At 41.6% G+C, this 16,635-nt stretch carries 12 protein-coding genes; 3 read left to right on the top strand and 9 right to left on the bottom strand.

Annotation, left to right across the window (positions count from 1 at the left end; genetic code table 11):
* Nucleotides 1-7: 7 nt before the first annotated feature.
* Both ppc and M301_RS00160 read left to right on the top strand, forming a co-directional pair.
* The gene (gene ppc, locus M301_RS00165) at nt 8-2,803 is read left to right on the top strand and encodes a phosphoenolpyruvate carboxylase (RefSeq protein ID WP_013146738.1); all 2,796 of its coding nucleotides are present in this window, start codon (nt 8-10) and stop codon (nt 2,801-2,803) included.
* 143 nt (nt 2,804-2,946) lie between these two features.
* Nucleotides 2,947-3,504 carry an REP-associated tyrosine transposase gene (locus M301_RS00160; RefSeq protein WP_013146737.1) on the top strand — a complete coding sequence of 186 codons (558 nt, stop codon included), beginning with the start codon at nt 2,947-2,949 and terminating at the stop codon, nt 3,502-3,504.
* A gap of 44 nt (nt 3,505-3,548) precedes the next feature.
* Here M301_RS00160 and M301_RS00155 read toward each other — a convergent pair whose 3' ends face one another.
* From M301_RS00155 to M301_RS00145, 3 genes are all read right to left on the bottom strand, one after another.
* Nucleotides 3,549-4,178: a hypothetical protein gene (locus M301_RS00155; RefSeq protein WP_013146736.1), complete on the bottom strand. Its 630-nt coding sequence runs from the start codon at nt 4,176-4,178 to the stop codon at nt 3,549-3,551.
* A gap of 141 nt (nt 4,179-4,319) precedes the next feature.
* The gene (locus M301_RS00150) at nt 4,320-5,216 is read right to left on the bottom strand and encodes a transglutaminase family protein (RefSeq protein ID WP_013146735.1); all 897 of its coding nucleotides are present in this window, start codon (nt 5,214-5,216) and stop codon (nt 4,320-4,322) included.
* A gap of 11 nt (nt 5,217-5,227) precedes the next feature.
* A complete protein-coding gene (locus M301_RS00145) occupies nt 5,228-7,819 on the bottom strand; it encodes a circularly permuted type 2 ATP-grasp protein (RefSeq protein ID WP_013146734.1) in 2,592 nt (863 codons plus the stop codon).
* Nucleotides 7,820-8,020: 201 nt separating this feature from the next.
* Here M301_RS00145 and M301_RS00140 point away from each other — a divergent pair, with 201 nt between their 5' ends.
* Nucleotides 8,021-8,749, top strand: coding sequence for a proteasome-type protease (locus tag M301_RS00140; RefSeq protein WP_013146733.1), 729 nt, complete (start codon nt 8,021-8,023; stop codon nt 8,747-8,749).
* A 46-nt stretch (nt 8,750-8,795) separates the two neighbouring features.
* On the opposite strand, the gene M301_RS00135 is transcribed toward M301_RS00140, so the two are convergent.
* The 6 genes from M301_RS00135 to M301_RS00110 form a co-directional block, all read right to left on the bottom strand.
* Nucleotides 8,796-11,933: a bifunctional diguanylate cyclase/phosphodiesterase gene (locus tag M301_RS00135; RefSeq protein WP_041359310.1), complete on the bottom strand. Its 3,138-nt coding sequence runs from the start codon at nt 11,931-11,933 to the stop codon at nt 8,796-8,798.
* 242 nt (nt 11,934-12,175) lie between these two features.
* Nucleotides 12,176-13,531 carry a TAXI family TRAP transporter solute-binding subunit gene (locus tag M301_RS00130; RefSeq protein WP_013146731.1) on the bottom strand — a complete coding sequence of 452 codons (1,356 nt, stop codon included), beginning with the start codon at nt 13,529-13,531 and terminating at the stop codon, nt 12,176-12,178.
* A gap of 268 nt (nt 13,532-13,799) precedes the next feature.
* On the bottom strand, nt 13,800-14,405 hold the full coding sequence (dcd, locus tag M301_RS00125; RefSeq protein WP_013146730.1) for a dCTP deaminase: 606 nt from the start codon (nt 14,403-14,405) through the stop codon (nt 13,800-13,802).
* Nucleotides 14,402-15,808: a hypothetical protein gene (locus M301_RS00120; protein ID WP_013146729.1), complete on the bottom strand. Its 1,407-nt coding sequence runs from the start codon at nt 15,806-15,808 to the stop codon at nt 14,402-14,404. Before M301_RS00120 ends, dcd begins: the two co-directional genes overlap by 4 nt.
* A 2-nt stretch (nt 15,809-15,810) precedes the next feature.
* Nucleotides 15,811-16,296: a hypothetical protein gene (locus M301_RS00115; protein ID WP_013146728.1), complete on the bottom strand. Its 486-nt coding sequence runs from the start codon at nt 16,294-16,296 to the stop codon at nt 15,811-15,813.
* 31 nt (nt 16,297-16,327) lie between these two features.
* The gene (locus M301_RS00110) at nt 16,328-16,600 is read right to left on the bottom strand and encodes a hypothetical protein (RefSeq protein WP_013146727.1); all 273 of its coding nucleotides are present in this window, start codon (nt 16,598-16,600) and stop codon (nt 16,328-16,330) included.
* Between the last annotated feature and the right edge of the window lie 35 nt (nt 16,601-16,635).

Below are 16,635 nucleotides of genomic sequence, written 5' to 3'. Positions count from 1 at the left end.
TTGAAAAATGAATGCACCTATGACCCCCGCTGAAACTGCGCTTAAAGAGAATATCCGTTACCTTGGGCGCATTCTAGGGGAGGTGATTAAAGATAACGAAGGTGAAAAAACTTTCGAAACCATAGAGGCAATTCGTCAGTCTGCCGTGAAATTTCATCGTGAAGGTGACCAAGAATTTACACAAAAACTAGATAGTTTATTAAAAGAGCTGACCAACAGCCAAACCATTGCGGTGGCGAGAGCCTTTAGCTACTTTAAACATTTAGTGAATATTGCTGAAGACCTTTACAGCAACTACCAATATCGTATGGAAGAAAGCGCAGAGGCGCCAGGGGGCGTGGCAAACTCTATGCGCTCTTTCAAAGATGAGAAGCTAGAGTTAAAACAAATTGATGATTTCTTTAAATCAGCCTTAATTTCGCCCGTTTTAACTGCGCACCCGACTGAGGTGCAAAGAAAAAGTCTGTTAGATACTGAACAGGTGATTTCATCATTACTCGCCAACAAAGCGCAACTCATGTCGCGCCAAGAAACCGAAAAAAACTCGCGCATGCTCTATGCTGCTGTCACAGCTTTGTGGCAAACCAGAATGTTGCGTTTTGACAAACTGACAGTGAACAACGAAATTGACAATGCGCTTTCATACTACCGCTTGAGTTTGCTGGATGCGATTCCTGAACTATTACAGGATTTGGAACAAGATATTGGCGATCTGTTTGGTAAAACAGGTAGCGAGCGCTACCAACTACCAAGTTTTCTGCAAATGGGTAGCTGGATTGGTGGCGACCGCGATGGCAACCCTAATGTAAATGCTGCCACCTTAGACATGGCGACCATACAACAATCCACCGTAGCTTTTGAGCATTATTTACGCGAAATCAGCAATTTGCGCAAAGAGCTCACGCCAACAACGCGTTTAGTCAAAGTTTCGCAAGCATTGCTAGATTTAGCCAGCACCTCGCAAGATCAATCCCCGCATAGGCAAGATGAGCCTTATCGCCTTGCCATCATGGCGGTAATGGGGCGGCTTTCATTAAGTTTTCAAAATCTAATCGGTAGCGAAACTAGTCTGCATATTGAAACTAATGTAGCCGAGAATTTAAAACCTTACGCCAGCGCGGATGAGCTTTTAGCTGACCTGAATATTATTGCCAATTCATTGATTGAAAATCATGGTGAATTGCTGGTTTATCCAAGGCTGGGCAAGCTTATTAAAGCGGTTGAAACCTTTGGTTTTCATTTAGCGACGATAGATTTAAGACAAAGCTCAGACGTACATGAAGCCGTGCTAAAAGAGCTATTTGTGAATGCAGGTTACAGTTTTGACTATGCAGCACTCAGCGAAACCGAAAAAGTAAACATTCTGCTAGAAGAGCTCAGGCAGCCACGCTTGCTATTCTCGCCTTTTCAAAAATATTCAGAGTTGCTACAAACAGAAATGAATGTGATTAGAAAAGCCCGTGAAGTACGTGCAAAATTTGGCAACCGTACGGTGCGACATTACATTATCTCGCACACAGAAACTATGTCAGACCTACTTGAAGTGGCATTGCTGCAAAAAGAAGCAGGCCTGCTGCGCGGTGCGTGGGGTTCAGCCAGCGTAGAGATGGAACTCAATATCGTACCGTTATTTGAAACCATTGAAGATTTACGCAACGCGCCAAAAATCATGAGCGAATGGCTGAGCTTGCTTGGCATACGCCATTTGATTCGCTATCAAGGCAATGAGCAAGAAATCATGCTCGGCTATTCTGATAGCAATAAAGATGGTGGATTCTTAACTTCAAACTGGGAACTGTATAAAGCCGAAGTCTATTTAGTTGAGTTATTCAGTCAAGCTGATGTGCGATTACGACTGTTTCATGGCCGTGGCGGCGCGGTCGGTCGTGGCGGTGGTCCAACATATCAAGCCATTATGGCGCAGCCTCTTGGCACCGTGGCAGGGCAAATACGTTTGACCGAACAAGGCGAAATTATCGCCAATAAATTCTCAGACCCCAAAGTGGCAAGACGCAATTTGGAAGCCTTTGTGGCGGCCACCATAGATGCCTCGCTATTTCCGCAAGATCAGCTACCCAAAACACAACGCAGAGCTTATGAAATGCTAATGGATCAACTCTCTGCCAGTGCCATGCACGCTTACCGAGATTTAGTCTATGAAACACCACGGTTTGCGGAATACTTTTTTAGCTCAACGCCAATTTCAGAAATCGCCGATTTGAACCTTGGCAGCCGCCCTGCCTCGCGCAAATCCACACAACGCATTGAAGACTTACGCGCAATTCCATGGGGTTTCTCATGGGGACAATGCCGACTATTGCTACCCGGCTGGTACGGCTTTGGCAGCGCAATAGATGACTATTTAAGCGCAAGCAAGGATGAAACAGATAAAGAACAGCGCATCCATGTGCTAAGAGACATGCTTGCAGCTTGGCCTTTATTCAAAACGCTTATCTCTAATATGGACATGATGCTAGCAAAAACCGACCTCACAATAGCCGCCTGCTATTCTGAACTGGTGCAAGATGAAACACTCAGAACCCCCGTATTTGAACGCATACAGAAAGAGCATGCACTCACTAACCAAGCACTCAACTTAATTCTACAAAACACCGAACGTCTAGCCAATAACCCAACACTGGCCAACTCAATTAAAAACCGACTGCCTTACTTAGACCCACTCAATCACCTACAAGTGGCGCTTATTAAGCGGCACCGAAGCGGCGAAACCGACGTGCTGGTAAAACGCGCGATTCATTTGACGATTAATGGCATTGCGGCGGGGTTGAGGAATACGGGTTAAATATAAATTCAATTAACAGAATTAACATTCAAATCTATTCACCAGCATCCATTCTTGTTACCATCAGATGCTTACTTTGTAGGGTGGGTTCTTGAACCCACGAGCAATTTCAACTTGCGCGATAAATAATTTAAAATCACCTAATGTCACATTACCGTCGCGCCAATGCCATAAATGCTACTTACTTTTTCACAGTGGTTACCTACCATCGACAAACGTTTTTATGTGATGAACCTGTTCGCAAAGCTTTAAGAAACGCCATCGAAAAGGTGCGTGCGCAATATCCGTTTGATATTGACACATGGGTTTTGCTGCCCGATCATATTCACACCATTTGGACATTGCCTAAAAACGATGCCAACTTTTCATTAAGATGGCAACTCATCAAGCGTTATGTCACACAAGAATGCGGCGTATTATTAAATCGCCCAGAATGGCGCACCGCTTCCAAAATCAAGCATAAAGAATCCACCTTATGGCAACGCAGATTTTGGGAACATCAAATACGCGATGAGCACGATTATCAAACCCACATGGATTATTGCCATTACAACCCCGTGAAGCATGGCTTGGTAACGCGAGTGCAAGATTGGGAATATTCATCATTTCATCAACATGTTAAATTAGGTACATATCCCACAGATTGGGCGGGAGAAGGTGTGGTTGGAGCAGGTGAATTTGGAGAAGCGAGTGGTATTTGAAATATTGTTAAACGCGTGGGTCACAAGTGACCCACCCTACAAGTCTATCGCACCTCGAAGCGAACTACTTCTGGAACAAATGGCTGAACATTGCCAGCGTCATCACGACGAAAACACATGATCCGTGTGCTGGACATGTTGATGCAGTACTTCGTGTCAAAGTGCAAGAAGGCCGTTGGAAAGAATTCATGGGCAGCTTCACGAACCGCGCCAGACCAAGCAAGGTTTAGATTACGTTTCTTAGACCAGTATTCGATTGCAGAGAGCGCAGTACTCATAAAGTCATGACGCCCAAGAGTTGCGTGTTCAATGAACACTCCATTGCGGAGAAAGCGGAAATGGCCTTCTAGGTTCACCTCAAACATGGCTGCCACAAAGATGCTGTTCTGGCGATCTGGGGTGTCAAGTACAACATGCTTGGCAGCATCGGAAACATCAGACATCAGGCGAACTGCATTTGATTCTGTGTCAACTTCAGGTTGAATCTTCTTGGGTTTAGATCCTCGATCGAGAGCAAGTATGTCAACTTGATGCTTGATTGCGGTGGCTATCGCCGAGACCCGCGTAGTTACGTCTGATAGGTCAGGCTGAAATGCATATCGCTCAATGAGAAAAGCATTTAGCTCATCCCATGGCTTAGCTATGTCGTTCAGAAACTTCAGTTCAGCGCGCATTGGAAAAATCTAACGTTTGAATTAAGGGACTGTTTAGTCAATGATCTTACCTGTAAAAAACCAAGTAGGGTGGGTTCTCGAACCCACGCATAACCGACCTTGCAACCTTCACCACGTTGGATTAGAACTCCACGCCATACTTCACGAACTCAAACACTCCACATGCACAGACACATCCAACTCATGCTGTTGGCCACCAAATATCACGCCTTTGAGCGGCGTAATGTCTGCGTAGTCTCGTCCCCAGCCTAGGGTGATGTGTTGAGTGTTGGGCATTTGGTTGTTGGTGGGGTCAAAATCTATCCAGCCTTGTTCGGGCACGTAGACTGAAAACCAAGCATGAGAGGCATCAGCGCCTATTAGTTTCGCTTCACCTGCAGGTGGTAAAGTTTCTATGTAGCCACTCACATATCGAGTCGCTAAACCAACTGAACGTAAGCAGCCGATTGCGAGGTGTGCAAAGTCCTGACAAACGCCTCTTCTATGCTCTAGCACTGTCGCAAGCGGCGTGGCGAGGGTTGTGAAGTCTGGGTCAAAAGTAAAATCTTTATAAATACGCTGCATTAAGTCGTTCACCGCGTCTGTAATTAACCTACCCTGTGTGAAAGAGGGTTGCGCGTATTCAGCCAGTTCAGCGCTAACGGCAACCAGTGGTGAATCTAGCGTGTATTGGCGTGCATCTAGCGTTTCTACTGATTGTTGTGAAAAATGTTGTTGCTGTGCCAGCATGTTGCGTACTTCTTCCCAAGTATAGCCTTGATAGAAATCTAGCTGAGCTGGATTTTCTTGCAGTTGCACTTCGCTTACGGCGGTAATAGTGAAAACATTGTGTGCTTGTTGCATTGAAAAATACGCCACATGGTTACCAAAGAAGTCTTCGCGAATACGGAAATCTGCGGCGTAGGGTTCTATATCCAGTGTGGATGAAATCACTTGTTGATTCTTGCAATTTCTTGGCATTAGGCGCGCTTCGCTGTATGACAATGAAACTTTATCTGTGTAATCGTACTTGGTAATGTGGGTGATTTTGTAGTGCATACTGACTCTCGCTAAACTGGTCTGACTTCGTTGAGAGAATGTTGCAGCTGCCCGTGTTTGAAATAGGTCGCAGTAATGCTGTCAGATAATGTGGCGATTAAATAATACAAGCGGCTGAGTGTTTGATCTAAATTCTCACGCACGTGCCCTTTTGTAGTTTTAATCAAGTCGTTTAAATTGGTTAAATCTAGCAGGCTACAAGCCTCTAATATCAGGCGCTCTTCCACACTTAGCTGTGCATTGCTTTGTTTTCTTGGCATTTTGCTGACGTGTTCTTGAATGCGGTTAAATTGATAAGCTAAAGAACGTGGATTATTTTTATCTAGCATCAGCAACTCAATAAATGAAGGCAGCTCTATGCTGTTGCGATAATGCTCACGATAGCAAATTAGGTTATCACTGGTTTCCAGCAATGACTCCATCAATAATTGTTCTGTGCCTGATGCTTGCGCAGTAGAGAAACAGCTGCGCAAGAGTGAAATAAGCAACAAAGCGCGCTCTAAACGACGACCTATATCTAAAAACAGCCAACCATTGCCGCGCGTCATGCTTTCCATAATCAAGCCACTGAACGCGGATAGCGCTGTGATTAATCTATCCATGTGTTCTTGAATATTCCACAAGGTAGATTCAGTAAGTTGCTGCGATTGTTCTAAGTGCGACTTAATCTCATCCATCACTCGCCATGTGTCCGATGACCACAAATTACGCACGGTATAACCCGCTTGAACCAAACTACGCTGATTATTGGCAATACTGCCAACTTTATCTTCATCTAACATCAATGACAGCAACTCGCCATCCGGCGTTTGCAATAATGCGGTAGCATCATTACTTTTCGAATCACCTAAAAATCCAGGGTAAGTATTGGTGATGTTGGTGAGGCCGCGCAAAATAGTGTGCAAACTATGTTGAAAATGCACATTACTGTTATCTGGATTGATATAAAGTTTTTTAACTGTAGTACGCAGCAGGCGAATGCTACCTTCTGTGCGCTCCGCATAACGGCCTACCCAAAATAGGTTTTCTGCTACGCGGCTAGAAAGCGTGCTGGTGTAACTGCTGCCAATAAATTCGCTATGTCTGTTTCCTATTACGTTGGTTTGCTGCGGAGTATTGCCACCTACTATCCACGTGTCTTTACTCATGGCACCTAACTGATTTGAAACCAGCACATCACCGGTTTGCGTCGCACTGCGTGTGAGGCTTCCTGGCATGAGGTTATAGCCGCGCTCTTGGGCAACCATAAAACAGCGCATCAGTGATTGACGCGGCTCTAAACGACCATCAACCAAAGATGGCGCGGTAGAAAACACTTCATGCTCTTGCCCCACAAAAAATGCTGGATTGGCACGAATACGGTCGCGCCAATAAGTGATTTGTTGCCGACTCAACTGACTACCAAAAACTGAGGTCATTGCACCGCGGCAGATATGCTTAATCACTAATTTATGCAGATTGTTCAGCACATAATCTAACTCTTTGGGCTGACCGCACCACCATGTAGCGGCGCTAGGCAAACGTAGTTTCTTGCCCAAAAAGTATTCTGCAATTCTTGGCAGAAATGGCAATAAACCCGGACTTTCTAATACGCCGCTGCCTAAAGGGTTGGCAATTGTCACATTACCTCTGCGCGCTACCTCTAGCAGACCTGGAATGCCCAGACGTGAATCATCGCGCAACTCAAGCGGATCACAAAACACATCGTCCATACGGCGCATAATGACATCCACGCGCTGCAAGCCGTTGAGTGATTTCAACCAGACAAAACCATCGCGCACCGTCAGGTCGTCGCCCTGAACCAAGGGGTAGCCTAAATGTGAAGCTAAATAAGCATGCTCAAAAAAGGTTTCATTAAAAGGCCCCGGCGTGAGCACCACCACTCTGGGCGCATCAGAGTTTTGTGGCGCAATTTCTTGCATTCCATGACGCAACGATTGAAAAAAGCCGTCTAACCTTTGTACTTGGGTATCACGAAAAATATTTGGAAACACGCGAGACATCGCCAACCTGTTTTCCAAGGCATAACCAGCGCCAGAAGGCGCTTGGGTACGGTCACCAATCACCCACATGCGATTATCTGGGCCACGCGCTAAATCTGCCGCATAAAGCACCAATTGATGTTTACCGGGTATTTTAACTTTGTCACAAGCGCGCAGAAAGCCGCTGTGATTGAACAACATCTCTATCGGCAATAAGCCTTGTCGGATAAGCTCACGCGGCCCGTAAATGTCAGTCAGAATCAGGTTTAGCAGTTCTGCACGCTCAAGCAAACCCAGCTCAATATCGCGCCATTCTTCATTAGCCAGTAGCAAGGGTACGGAATCTAGCTGCCAAGGGCGACTGCTGCCGTCGGGGTCGCCATATACATTGTAAGTGACGCCGTTCTCGCGCAGTAACTTATGAATTTCATTCTGCCTTAAGCCAACTTCACCCTGCCCTAATTTTTGTAAGGCTTGAATATAATATGCCCAATGTGGACGAACCTTGCCTGATTGGTCGAGCATTTCATCCAACATGCTTACGCCCACCGAATAGCCCGCCGTATTACCTAGCCAGGTATTAGCATTTGAAGCTTGCGAATATTGATTTGAAGTTGCCATGTGTTATCTCAAAAACCTAATCACATTTTAAGCTTAAATGTGGCTTAGCGGGTAAGTTGCATCACTAGACACAAATTTTAACAAATAAATACGCAGCATCACCTAAATGGAGCCTGATTTAGCGCGATTTACAGCGCAAACAAGTTGCTTGTTGATTCATTAAAAAGTTATTATTAATACTTTATTTATCAAGCTGCATTTATGACTTACTGCGTTGGAATACTACTAGAATCTGGATTAGTAATGGCGTCGGATACCCGTACGAATGCGGGGGTTGACCAAGTGGCTACTTTTCCTAAAATGACCACGTTTGAAGTGGCAGGTGAACGTACGATGGTCATGCTAACCGCAGGTAATTTAGCGGTGACTCAAGCAGTATTGCAGCACTTGCATAAAGACATTGCAAACAACGAAACGCATAACTTGCTCAATGTTACCAACATGTTCGACGCTGCGCGCCTTGTTGGCATGGCCATTCGCACTGTACATAAAGAAGATGCCGAACATTTACGCCACCACAATACAGATTTCAATATCTCCGTTCTATTTGCAGGACAAATTGCCGGTGAACCAACGCGTCTTTTCAATATTTACTCTGCGGGTAATTTTATTGAAGCCAGCCAAGAAACACCTTACTTTCAAATAGGTGAAACAAAGTACGGAAAGCCGATTTTAGACCGCGTCATTAACTACAAATGTGGCCTAGAAGATGCGCTTAAATGCGTACTTATCTCATTTGACTCAACTATCCGCAGCAATGTGTCAGTTGATTTGCCAGTTGACGTGCTGGTATATAGAAACAACAAACTCAGCATAGACTACAACCATCGCGTAGCAAAAGATGACCCTTACTTTCTTTCAGTACGTCAACACTGGGGCGAAGGTTTACGCAAAGTCTTTGCTGAAATTCCAGGCCCTGATTGGTGTTAATCAATTTCCAGCTCTAATTTAGTAAAGCCCGAAAGGGCTTTTTTATTTACCTCAATTTAAATTCTCTGAAATACTCCTCCGCCTGTTCTGCTGGCATAGGTTTACTGTAGAAATAACCTTGCACCTCATCACAGCCTTGAGCCCGCAGATAGGTGAGTTGCTCGACTGTTTCCACCCCCTCTGCGATAGTTTGTAAGCCAAGACTTTTAGACATACTAATGATTGCACTTACAATCGCCTTATCTTCAGGGTCGGTGCTGATGTCTCGCACAAAAGATTGATCTATCTTGAGTTTATAAACTTTAAACTTCTTTAAATAACTTAATGAAGAATAGCCTGTACCAAAGTCATCAATAGACACGCGAATGCCCAGCTCGTGTAGATTATTCATCATCTCGATGGCGGCCTGAGGATCATACATCGCGACACCTTCAGTGAGCTCCAGCTCAAGATATTCCGGAGCCAGTCCAATCTCTTCAAGTATTTGTGTGACCAAGTTGGGTAGATCTGGATGACGGAACTGTATTGCTGAAATATTCACGGCCATGATTAACGGTGCGTGACCCTCTTCCATCCATAACTTAGCTTGTTTCACGGCTTGCCGTAACACCCACTCTCCGATAGAAATGATCAAACCTGAATCTTCAGCAATTGGAATGAATTCCGCAGGGGAAATAGAACCAAGCTCTGGGTGATGCCAGCGTAATAAAGCCTCAGTTCCGATGACGCAATTTTGATGAAGCGATACCTGAGGCTGATAATGCAAGCTTAGTTGATTGCGTTCAAGTGCATAACGCAGAGCATTGACCAATTGCAGATTTCTGGAGGATGTCGCCTGCATTTCAGCAGTAAAGAAACGATAGTTGTTTCTGCCCTCTTGTTTGGCTCGATACATCGCTGTGTCGGCTTTTTGAGAAAGTATCTCAAAATCTGTACCATCATTCGGATATAGCGCAACACCCACTGAGCCAGTGACAGTAAGCTCGAAAGAATCAATGTGATAAGGCTTAGCCATAATGCTAAGCAGCTTTTGTGCTACGTTAGCAGCGCCGCGAGAATCAGTACCAGGTAATATTAAGATGAACTCATCTCCACCTAAACGTGACAGCGTGTCTTCCTCACGTAAGGTCAACTGTAATCTTTTGGCGACCTCAATTAACAATAAATCGCCAATACTATGACCTAAGGTGTCATTAATGTCTTTAAAGTGATCGAGATCGAGAAATATAACGGCTAATTTACCATTATTGCGTTTAATTAAACTTAATGCGTATTTGAAATGATCCTGCAATAAAATCCGATTCGGCAAACTGGTTAGCGCATCAAAATGTGCGAGTTTCTGAATTTGGCTTTCAGACTCTTTACGATCTGTAATATCTCTAACGAAGGCACTAAAAAAGACAAGATTACCTGTCTCAATTTTTGCAACAGACATTTCAACGGGAATTTCTGTGTCATCAGATCTTAACGCACTCACTTCTACACGTCGGCCTGTCATATTCGACTGATTAGTGGCAATCACTCTGTTCATTCCCTTGATATGTGCCTCCCTATCTCTCACTGGAATAATAAGATTAGACAGTTTTTGACCAAGTGCATCTTCTCGTTTGTAACCAAACATTTTATATGCGGCGCCACTCCACTCAATCACCAAGCCATCACTATTCATATTGATGATTGCATCTAAAGAATTTTCAAGTACTAATCTGGAGATTTCCTCACTCTCTAATAATTTTCCTTTAAATTGTTCCCGCTCATTTTCAACATCAAAGTTATCAAGCGCAAAATCGATATCTGACGTCATTTCAATCAATAGATTTTGACCTTCCATATCAAACACGTTTTGGTCATCTGCATATATATTAAATGTACCCACAACCTTACCATTACGATGCAGCGGTAACGCAGCAGAGGCGCCCCATTCAAACTTTGCGCTAAGCTCATGCCAAAATTCTGTTGCTGGGTCATTATGAAAATCTAGGCACCAAAATGGTTTATCTTCACGAAATGCAGTACCACTTGGACCGCGACCAGTAATATTTTTATCGTCTACTGAGATTTTGAGCAAATCTAAATACTCAGTCCCCGTTCCATAGGATGCAACGGGTGCTAATAACTGACTCTCTTCATCAAACAATCCAATCCAAGCCATCTTCATTCCACCAAATATCACCGCATCTTGGCAAATCTTAGGGAACAACTCAGCCTCATTTTTACTGCGCACAATAGCCTGATTGCATTGACTTAAAGCTGCATACAATTGAGTTTGCCTATGACTCTGCGCCTCAGCAGCTTGATGCTCAATATTAATTTGAGCCAACTTGATCTGTGTTTGAGATAACCATCCCATCACACTATTTTCCATACCTTGACTGACAGGAATCTTGGCTGAAAAATCACCACTGCCAATTCTAACTAAATGGCCATGAACCTCATCTGCAGAAGCTCCTAATGTTGTATTGAGCGCTTTATAGGCACGCCATAGCGTAAAAAACAATAATATTCCGAAGAGCATGACGAACATTCTCAACACCATGGCGGTGGTCTCGGCATAATGAATATTAGCTAGCGTTCGCTTATCCATCATTTGATTGAAGTTACTGATGGGCTGCATAATTCCAGCCTTAGCCTTGTGGTAAGCCAAGTCATTTAGCATTAGGCTAGCTTGATTACGATTGAATTCCTTAGTCGCGTTTGTTGGCTCGATTAACTTCATTGCTGCGAACTCTATATTCGTCAGCAAATCAGAATTGGCCTTAGCTTTTGACAACTCTGCAAACTCTACATCGGTAAACCCAGCTTCTTTCATTAGCTGAAGTAAAGGCTTCTTTTCACCATAGGCGCGTGGTCTTACATTGTCAGGTAATACCAAATCCCAATATATATTGTTGTATGAAGTTGGACGGGGAAGCTTGCCATTACGTATATCCAAAATCTCTTGAAAATGCTGTTTATAAATACTATCGCCAGTGATGATATAGGTTCTAACCATACGCGTAAGATCATCAGACGATTGGCGTAATTCTTCAGCTAGAAAGTACGATTGAATTCTTAACTCGTTAGCGCGATCTATTTGCTTTTCTGAATAGATATAGGCAGTAAATACTACACATAAAATAAGCAACATAACCAACGTTAGTCGGTAACTCTTTGAAATATTGAGTAATTTTATGTTAATTGCCACTTACTTAGACCCTAAATAAATCCTACTTAAACTCTGCACAAGATACGCATACAAACAACCACGCTCAGATGAAGTTTTATATCGAATTAAATTGAAGCTTAATATAAATAAGCTTACATCAAAGGTGAATAGAATCATTCCTTAAACTAGCACTTAATAACTACTTTGTTTAGAAAGTTAACATTCAGTGATGTATCAAATTGAACTTCTACACAATAAGAGTTAACTGAATCGCCTAAAGATCATGCAGTTGCATCGGAAATTTGTTCAGCCAGCAGCCTAGTGCGTACAAAATTGATATGTCCGCGCAATCCATAAAACATATCTGCAAATGCTGCAGGTATTTTTATTTTACTTAACCTCGCTTCTAGCTCATCTAGACTACTCATAATCTCCTGACGCTTTTCCACATCATTTACTGATCCAAAGGCATCTTTCTCGAGCTCAAGTAAGGCTCTGTAAAAGGGGTAAATGGACAGTTGAATTTTCCATCGGTAGATACTTGGCGCTAATTTTATTGCAGGTATCAATATCAACAATAATGGTACCAAAACGACCAGTATTCTATTAATAAAACTAGCCATCCAAAATGGAAAGTCACGATAGAGAAAACTTTTACCAGACTTGTAATAGCGCGTTGCGTCTGGGCTGATTCGGTATTCTTGAGTAGTTAGATTAGGGAATTCTCCACTTTTCACAAATAAAGTTGCCGAACCATGTACTTCATTTGCTGCGTCTAGTAACAAATCAGAAAGTGCTGGATGCAGGGTGTCACGGGCTATTAACTCAACCGTAGGTGCAATTAAATTTAAATCGTTTACAGGAATGTTTTTGCCTAAATCGATTGAACCCTTAGGTAAAACCAACTTATGTAAATATTTAATACGCCTTGTATAACCATCAGCCTGATCAAAATTAAAGATGTTAATACCTGGTGTTTTGACCAAGTCTTTAATCAACTGCAATGATGCAGAGTCCCCCATCACAAATATTGCGTCAATCTTATCCTGCAATAAGTCTTCCACTGGGTTAGGGCTTGGTGTTTCAATTAACTTTGTACTACCACCTGGTAAAATTCCATTTTCCTTTAGCATAGTCAATGCCAAAGAGTGTGTACCACTTCCGAGCTCGCCGACATTCAATCGCTTACCAGCAAAATCCGAAATCAAGTTTTTACTTTCACCACGGTAAAAAATCATCATGGGTTGATAGGCAATACTACCAAGCGACATCAGCTTATCGGTCTTGATATTACCGACAACCCCACTTTGCACAAATCCAACATCAACGTGTACGCGCTTGTCAGCCAATTTATTCAGGTTATCAATAGAGCCGTTTGATGGCACTATATTAAGCGTCACACCTTCTCTCGCTAAAATCGCCTTGTATTTCAACGCATTTTTCTGATAAATGCTACCTTCCTCACCAGCGGTAATAGTTAAGCTAGTCGGTGCAGCCGAATTAAAAAATATAAATAATGCGATGCAAATGATAACTAAAAGCCCCAGCACCCACAGCATCATCAGAAGAACGCTGCTGCCATAGATTGCAGCCAACTTAGCCCATATTTTGTTTAAAGATGTTTTTAATTCAATCATGTTATTTAGAGTTCCGTATGTAACTATTGATTTCGGCTTATTTTGAAATTAAAGTTATTTGTAGATATAAGAAAAGCCCAAAAGGGCTTTTCTACTGAGCATCACAAATCTAAATACTGAGACAAATCAAGAATCTAGTAATATCCTACAAAAATGTAGGTTCTCTTTTTTATCAGTATTTCGACATCAAAAAATCAATAAGTTAACAATTTAGTAAAGAGACATTAATGTAATTTAGTCTCATTTTTTTAGATAATCCTACTAAAGTTTATGATTGCTCTGGTAACCAAAACTCTTTGTCATTCATTTTCATATCTGCTGAAACACCAGCAAAATGTGCATCTGTCTTATGACTCATTTGGCCCTTGTAGGCTGTACCTCCAACACATTCATAAAATACTATTTGCGCTACACATGTACCTGGGTACAAAACGAGCGGAACCTCACCCAAATTAAGTAGTTCTAATGTGATTGTTCCACAAAATCCTGGATGGACTGCAGTTGCCGTAGCAATTACTAAACCAGCACGACCCCATTGTGACCTTGATGTTACTGTTGCTGCAACATCAATTGGCAAACGGAAATATTCCAATGTCCCAGCCAAAACTAATTCTTGTGGGTGTAAATAAAAGGGCTCTTTAAAATTTACAAAATGTTTAGTTTGATATCTAGACTCTCTGACATCCTGCCTTGCAGGATCTAAACTTGCCAAATTTCCTCGTCTCGTCACAATAAAATCATTGCCCAGTCGAATATCTATAGATGCTTCATTGATTTGTTTGTCTTGGTTAAACAGTGGAGTAACGATAAGTCTTTCTTCGATTTTTTCTCTACTTAACAACTTATGCAGTTCAAGATTACCTAATACACTCATAGAGTAGCACCATTATCAATATGCATGATTTCATTGTACTCAGATTGAAGAATTACGTACTCAATCGCTCTTAAAGTCAATTTTTGAAGACGTTCATTTTCTGAACTAGTCAGTTCGTTGTTTGTATCTGGATTTATGTTTCTTAATTTATATATCCAAGCCGATAATAAAGATGCACGAAAATCTACCAATTGAGGAGATTTTGGGTCTCCTATTTCATTTGGTGGGATATTCATCTCTATTCTTTTGATTAATTCCGGGACTTGTAAGAATATTTTATTGCCATCGAAAGCTACATTTGTTGTTTTGGCTAAAGCAAATTTAATAGCTTTCTCCAAACTACTAATTGCAGAATCATATGCTAATTTATGTAATGGACTATTGTTGATGGCCTGGTGGTCAGTATTAATTGTGGTTAAATTCTCACAAAAGGATAAAAATTCTTTCACCGAATCTATATAATTTTTAGACCTATCATCTTTAATATTTAATAGGCCTTGTTGAAATCCAAGATCTTTCATCAACTTTAGCATTAGTCTTATCCTCATGCGTGATGGAGGATAAAACTCTCTTGGGGAAGGTAATGCATCCAGATCACCTCCCCAAAATAATTCATAGCAGGCAAAGAAAGCGCTAGGACCAAAAATAATTATCCCAACTGCGTCTGAAATTAACTCTTGAAGTGCTCGTTTACGAACTTCAAGTACTTGATTAAAAATCTTTGTCGTTTCAGCTAATTTTTCACCTTCTGATAATTGTTTATTTTGTTTATTTAGTTCTTGTTGTAAAAAATCAACTATATGTTTTTGCAGTTCGCCAGTTTCAATTGTTTCTTGGTTTAGATATTCATCTGCAATCGGATGACCTAATTCATGGCCAAATATAGCATGAGCCAAAATGTTGTCTCGCTCAATCCTAGGAAAGGATATCAATTTAGTAGGGGAAGAGAGATAGTCTTGAAATACTGACTGTTTTGAATGTGGGATGTAGTTATCAACTAAACTTTTTAAGAACCCACCTAAATCGCGAATTGAATAATTATATTCTGCTTGTGGTCTGGCTATTACTCTAGAGTTTGGAGCGATTAGATTAATAAGGTGCTTTAAAAGCTGCACGAGTCCTCGAGGAGTTTGCTCTGTATGTGCGTTATCTAGCCAATCTAGAAACACGCCCAATTGCGCAATTTGCATACGTAATATTCTTAACTCATCCTCTGTACCAGAATTATCAATTGCGTGACTAAGTTCGTTCAAATAGTCTTGTAAAAAACGAATTGTTTGATTCGGAGATGCCGTAGGATAATCAGAAACTGAAAGTTCTTCTATTCGTTTCAGCAAACCAATTCTAAGTAATTGAGTTTGACCTTTCCAATATTGTAAAGGCTGAAATGTTAGTTTATCCACCTCTAAATACGAGCAAAATTTAATTCAAATGTTGAACCAAATCTTTTTTGCTTATTTTCAACAATATTTAGCAATGATAGGTGTAGAACTTTGAAAAATTCTGTTGCCCTATTTAACTCATTTTCTTTTAAATCAGCAGGATTAGGAGAAGCTATTGCTGACTCAATTGCCGATGCCATGTCATTAAACACGCCTTCCACCTCTGTAGCACGTATTTGTTCATGCATAAGCTTTATAGGCTCAACGGAATAGCTTAGCTTACGAACACTTTCAATGGCATTTGCATTTGTACTATTGCCTGAGTTTACAAGTCTTGCCCCACTAGACACTTCAGTCAAAAAATCTTGTGCCCGTTTTAAAATATATTTATCGTCATCATTTATATCTTGGCCTTGTAATATTCGGGACAATAGTACGCTACTTTTTACTGCGAGAAATCCCAAACCAAGATATTCCGTCTCACGAAAATTACCATCTGGTGTACTCATATAACCTCCGAAATTTTGTGTACTAAAATAATCAAGTTTTAGCTTTATATTTATTAATTGAACTTACTTTTTTATCTGTGCTGATTTGTTCATAAATACCAAACTTATTAAGAACACTAACAAAATCGACACCACGATCTGCCGCATCTCCCATCAAAACAGCTATAACAGCATACTCTTTAGGAACAAATTGTTTTTTCGAATAATTCGAAACTGCATTAGGTAATACGCCAATTATTGAGGCGAATGAATTTACACTTAATGCAGCTTTACCGATATGCCTACGAAATTCTTTATAGTCCATTCAAATTCTTCATATGATTATTTCTCATAATTTTA

Source organism: Methylotenera versatilis 301, from assembly GCF_000093025.1.
Taxonomy (GTDB): Bacteria; Pseudomonadota; Gammaproteobacteria; order Burkholderiales; family Methylophilaceae; genus Methylotenera; species Methylotenera versatilis.
Note: the sequence above shows the minus strand (reverse complement) of the source record. Positions and strands in the feature narration are given on the sequence as shown.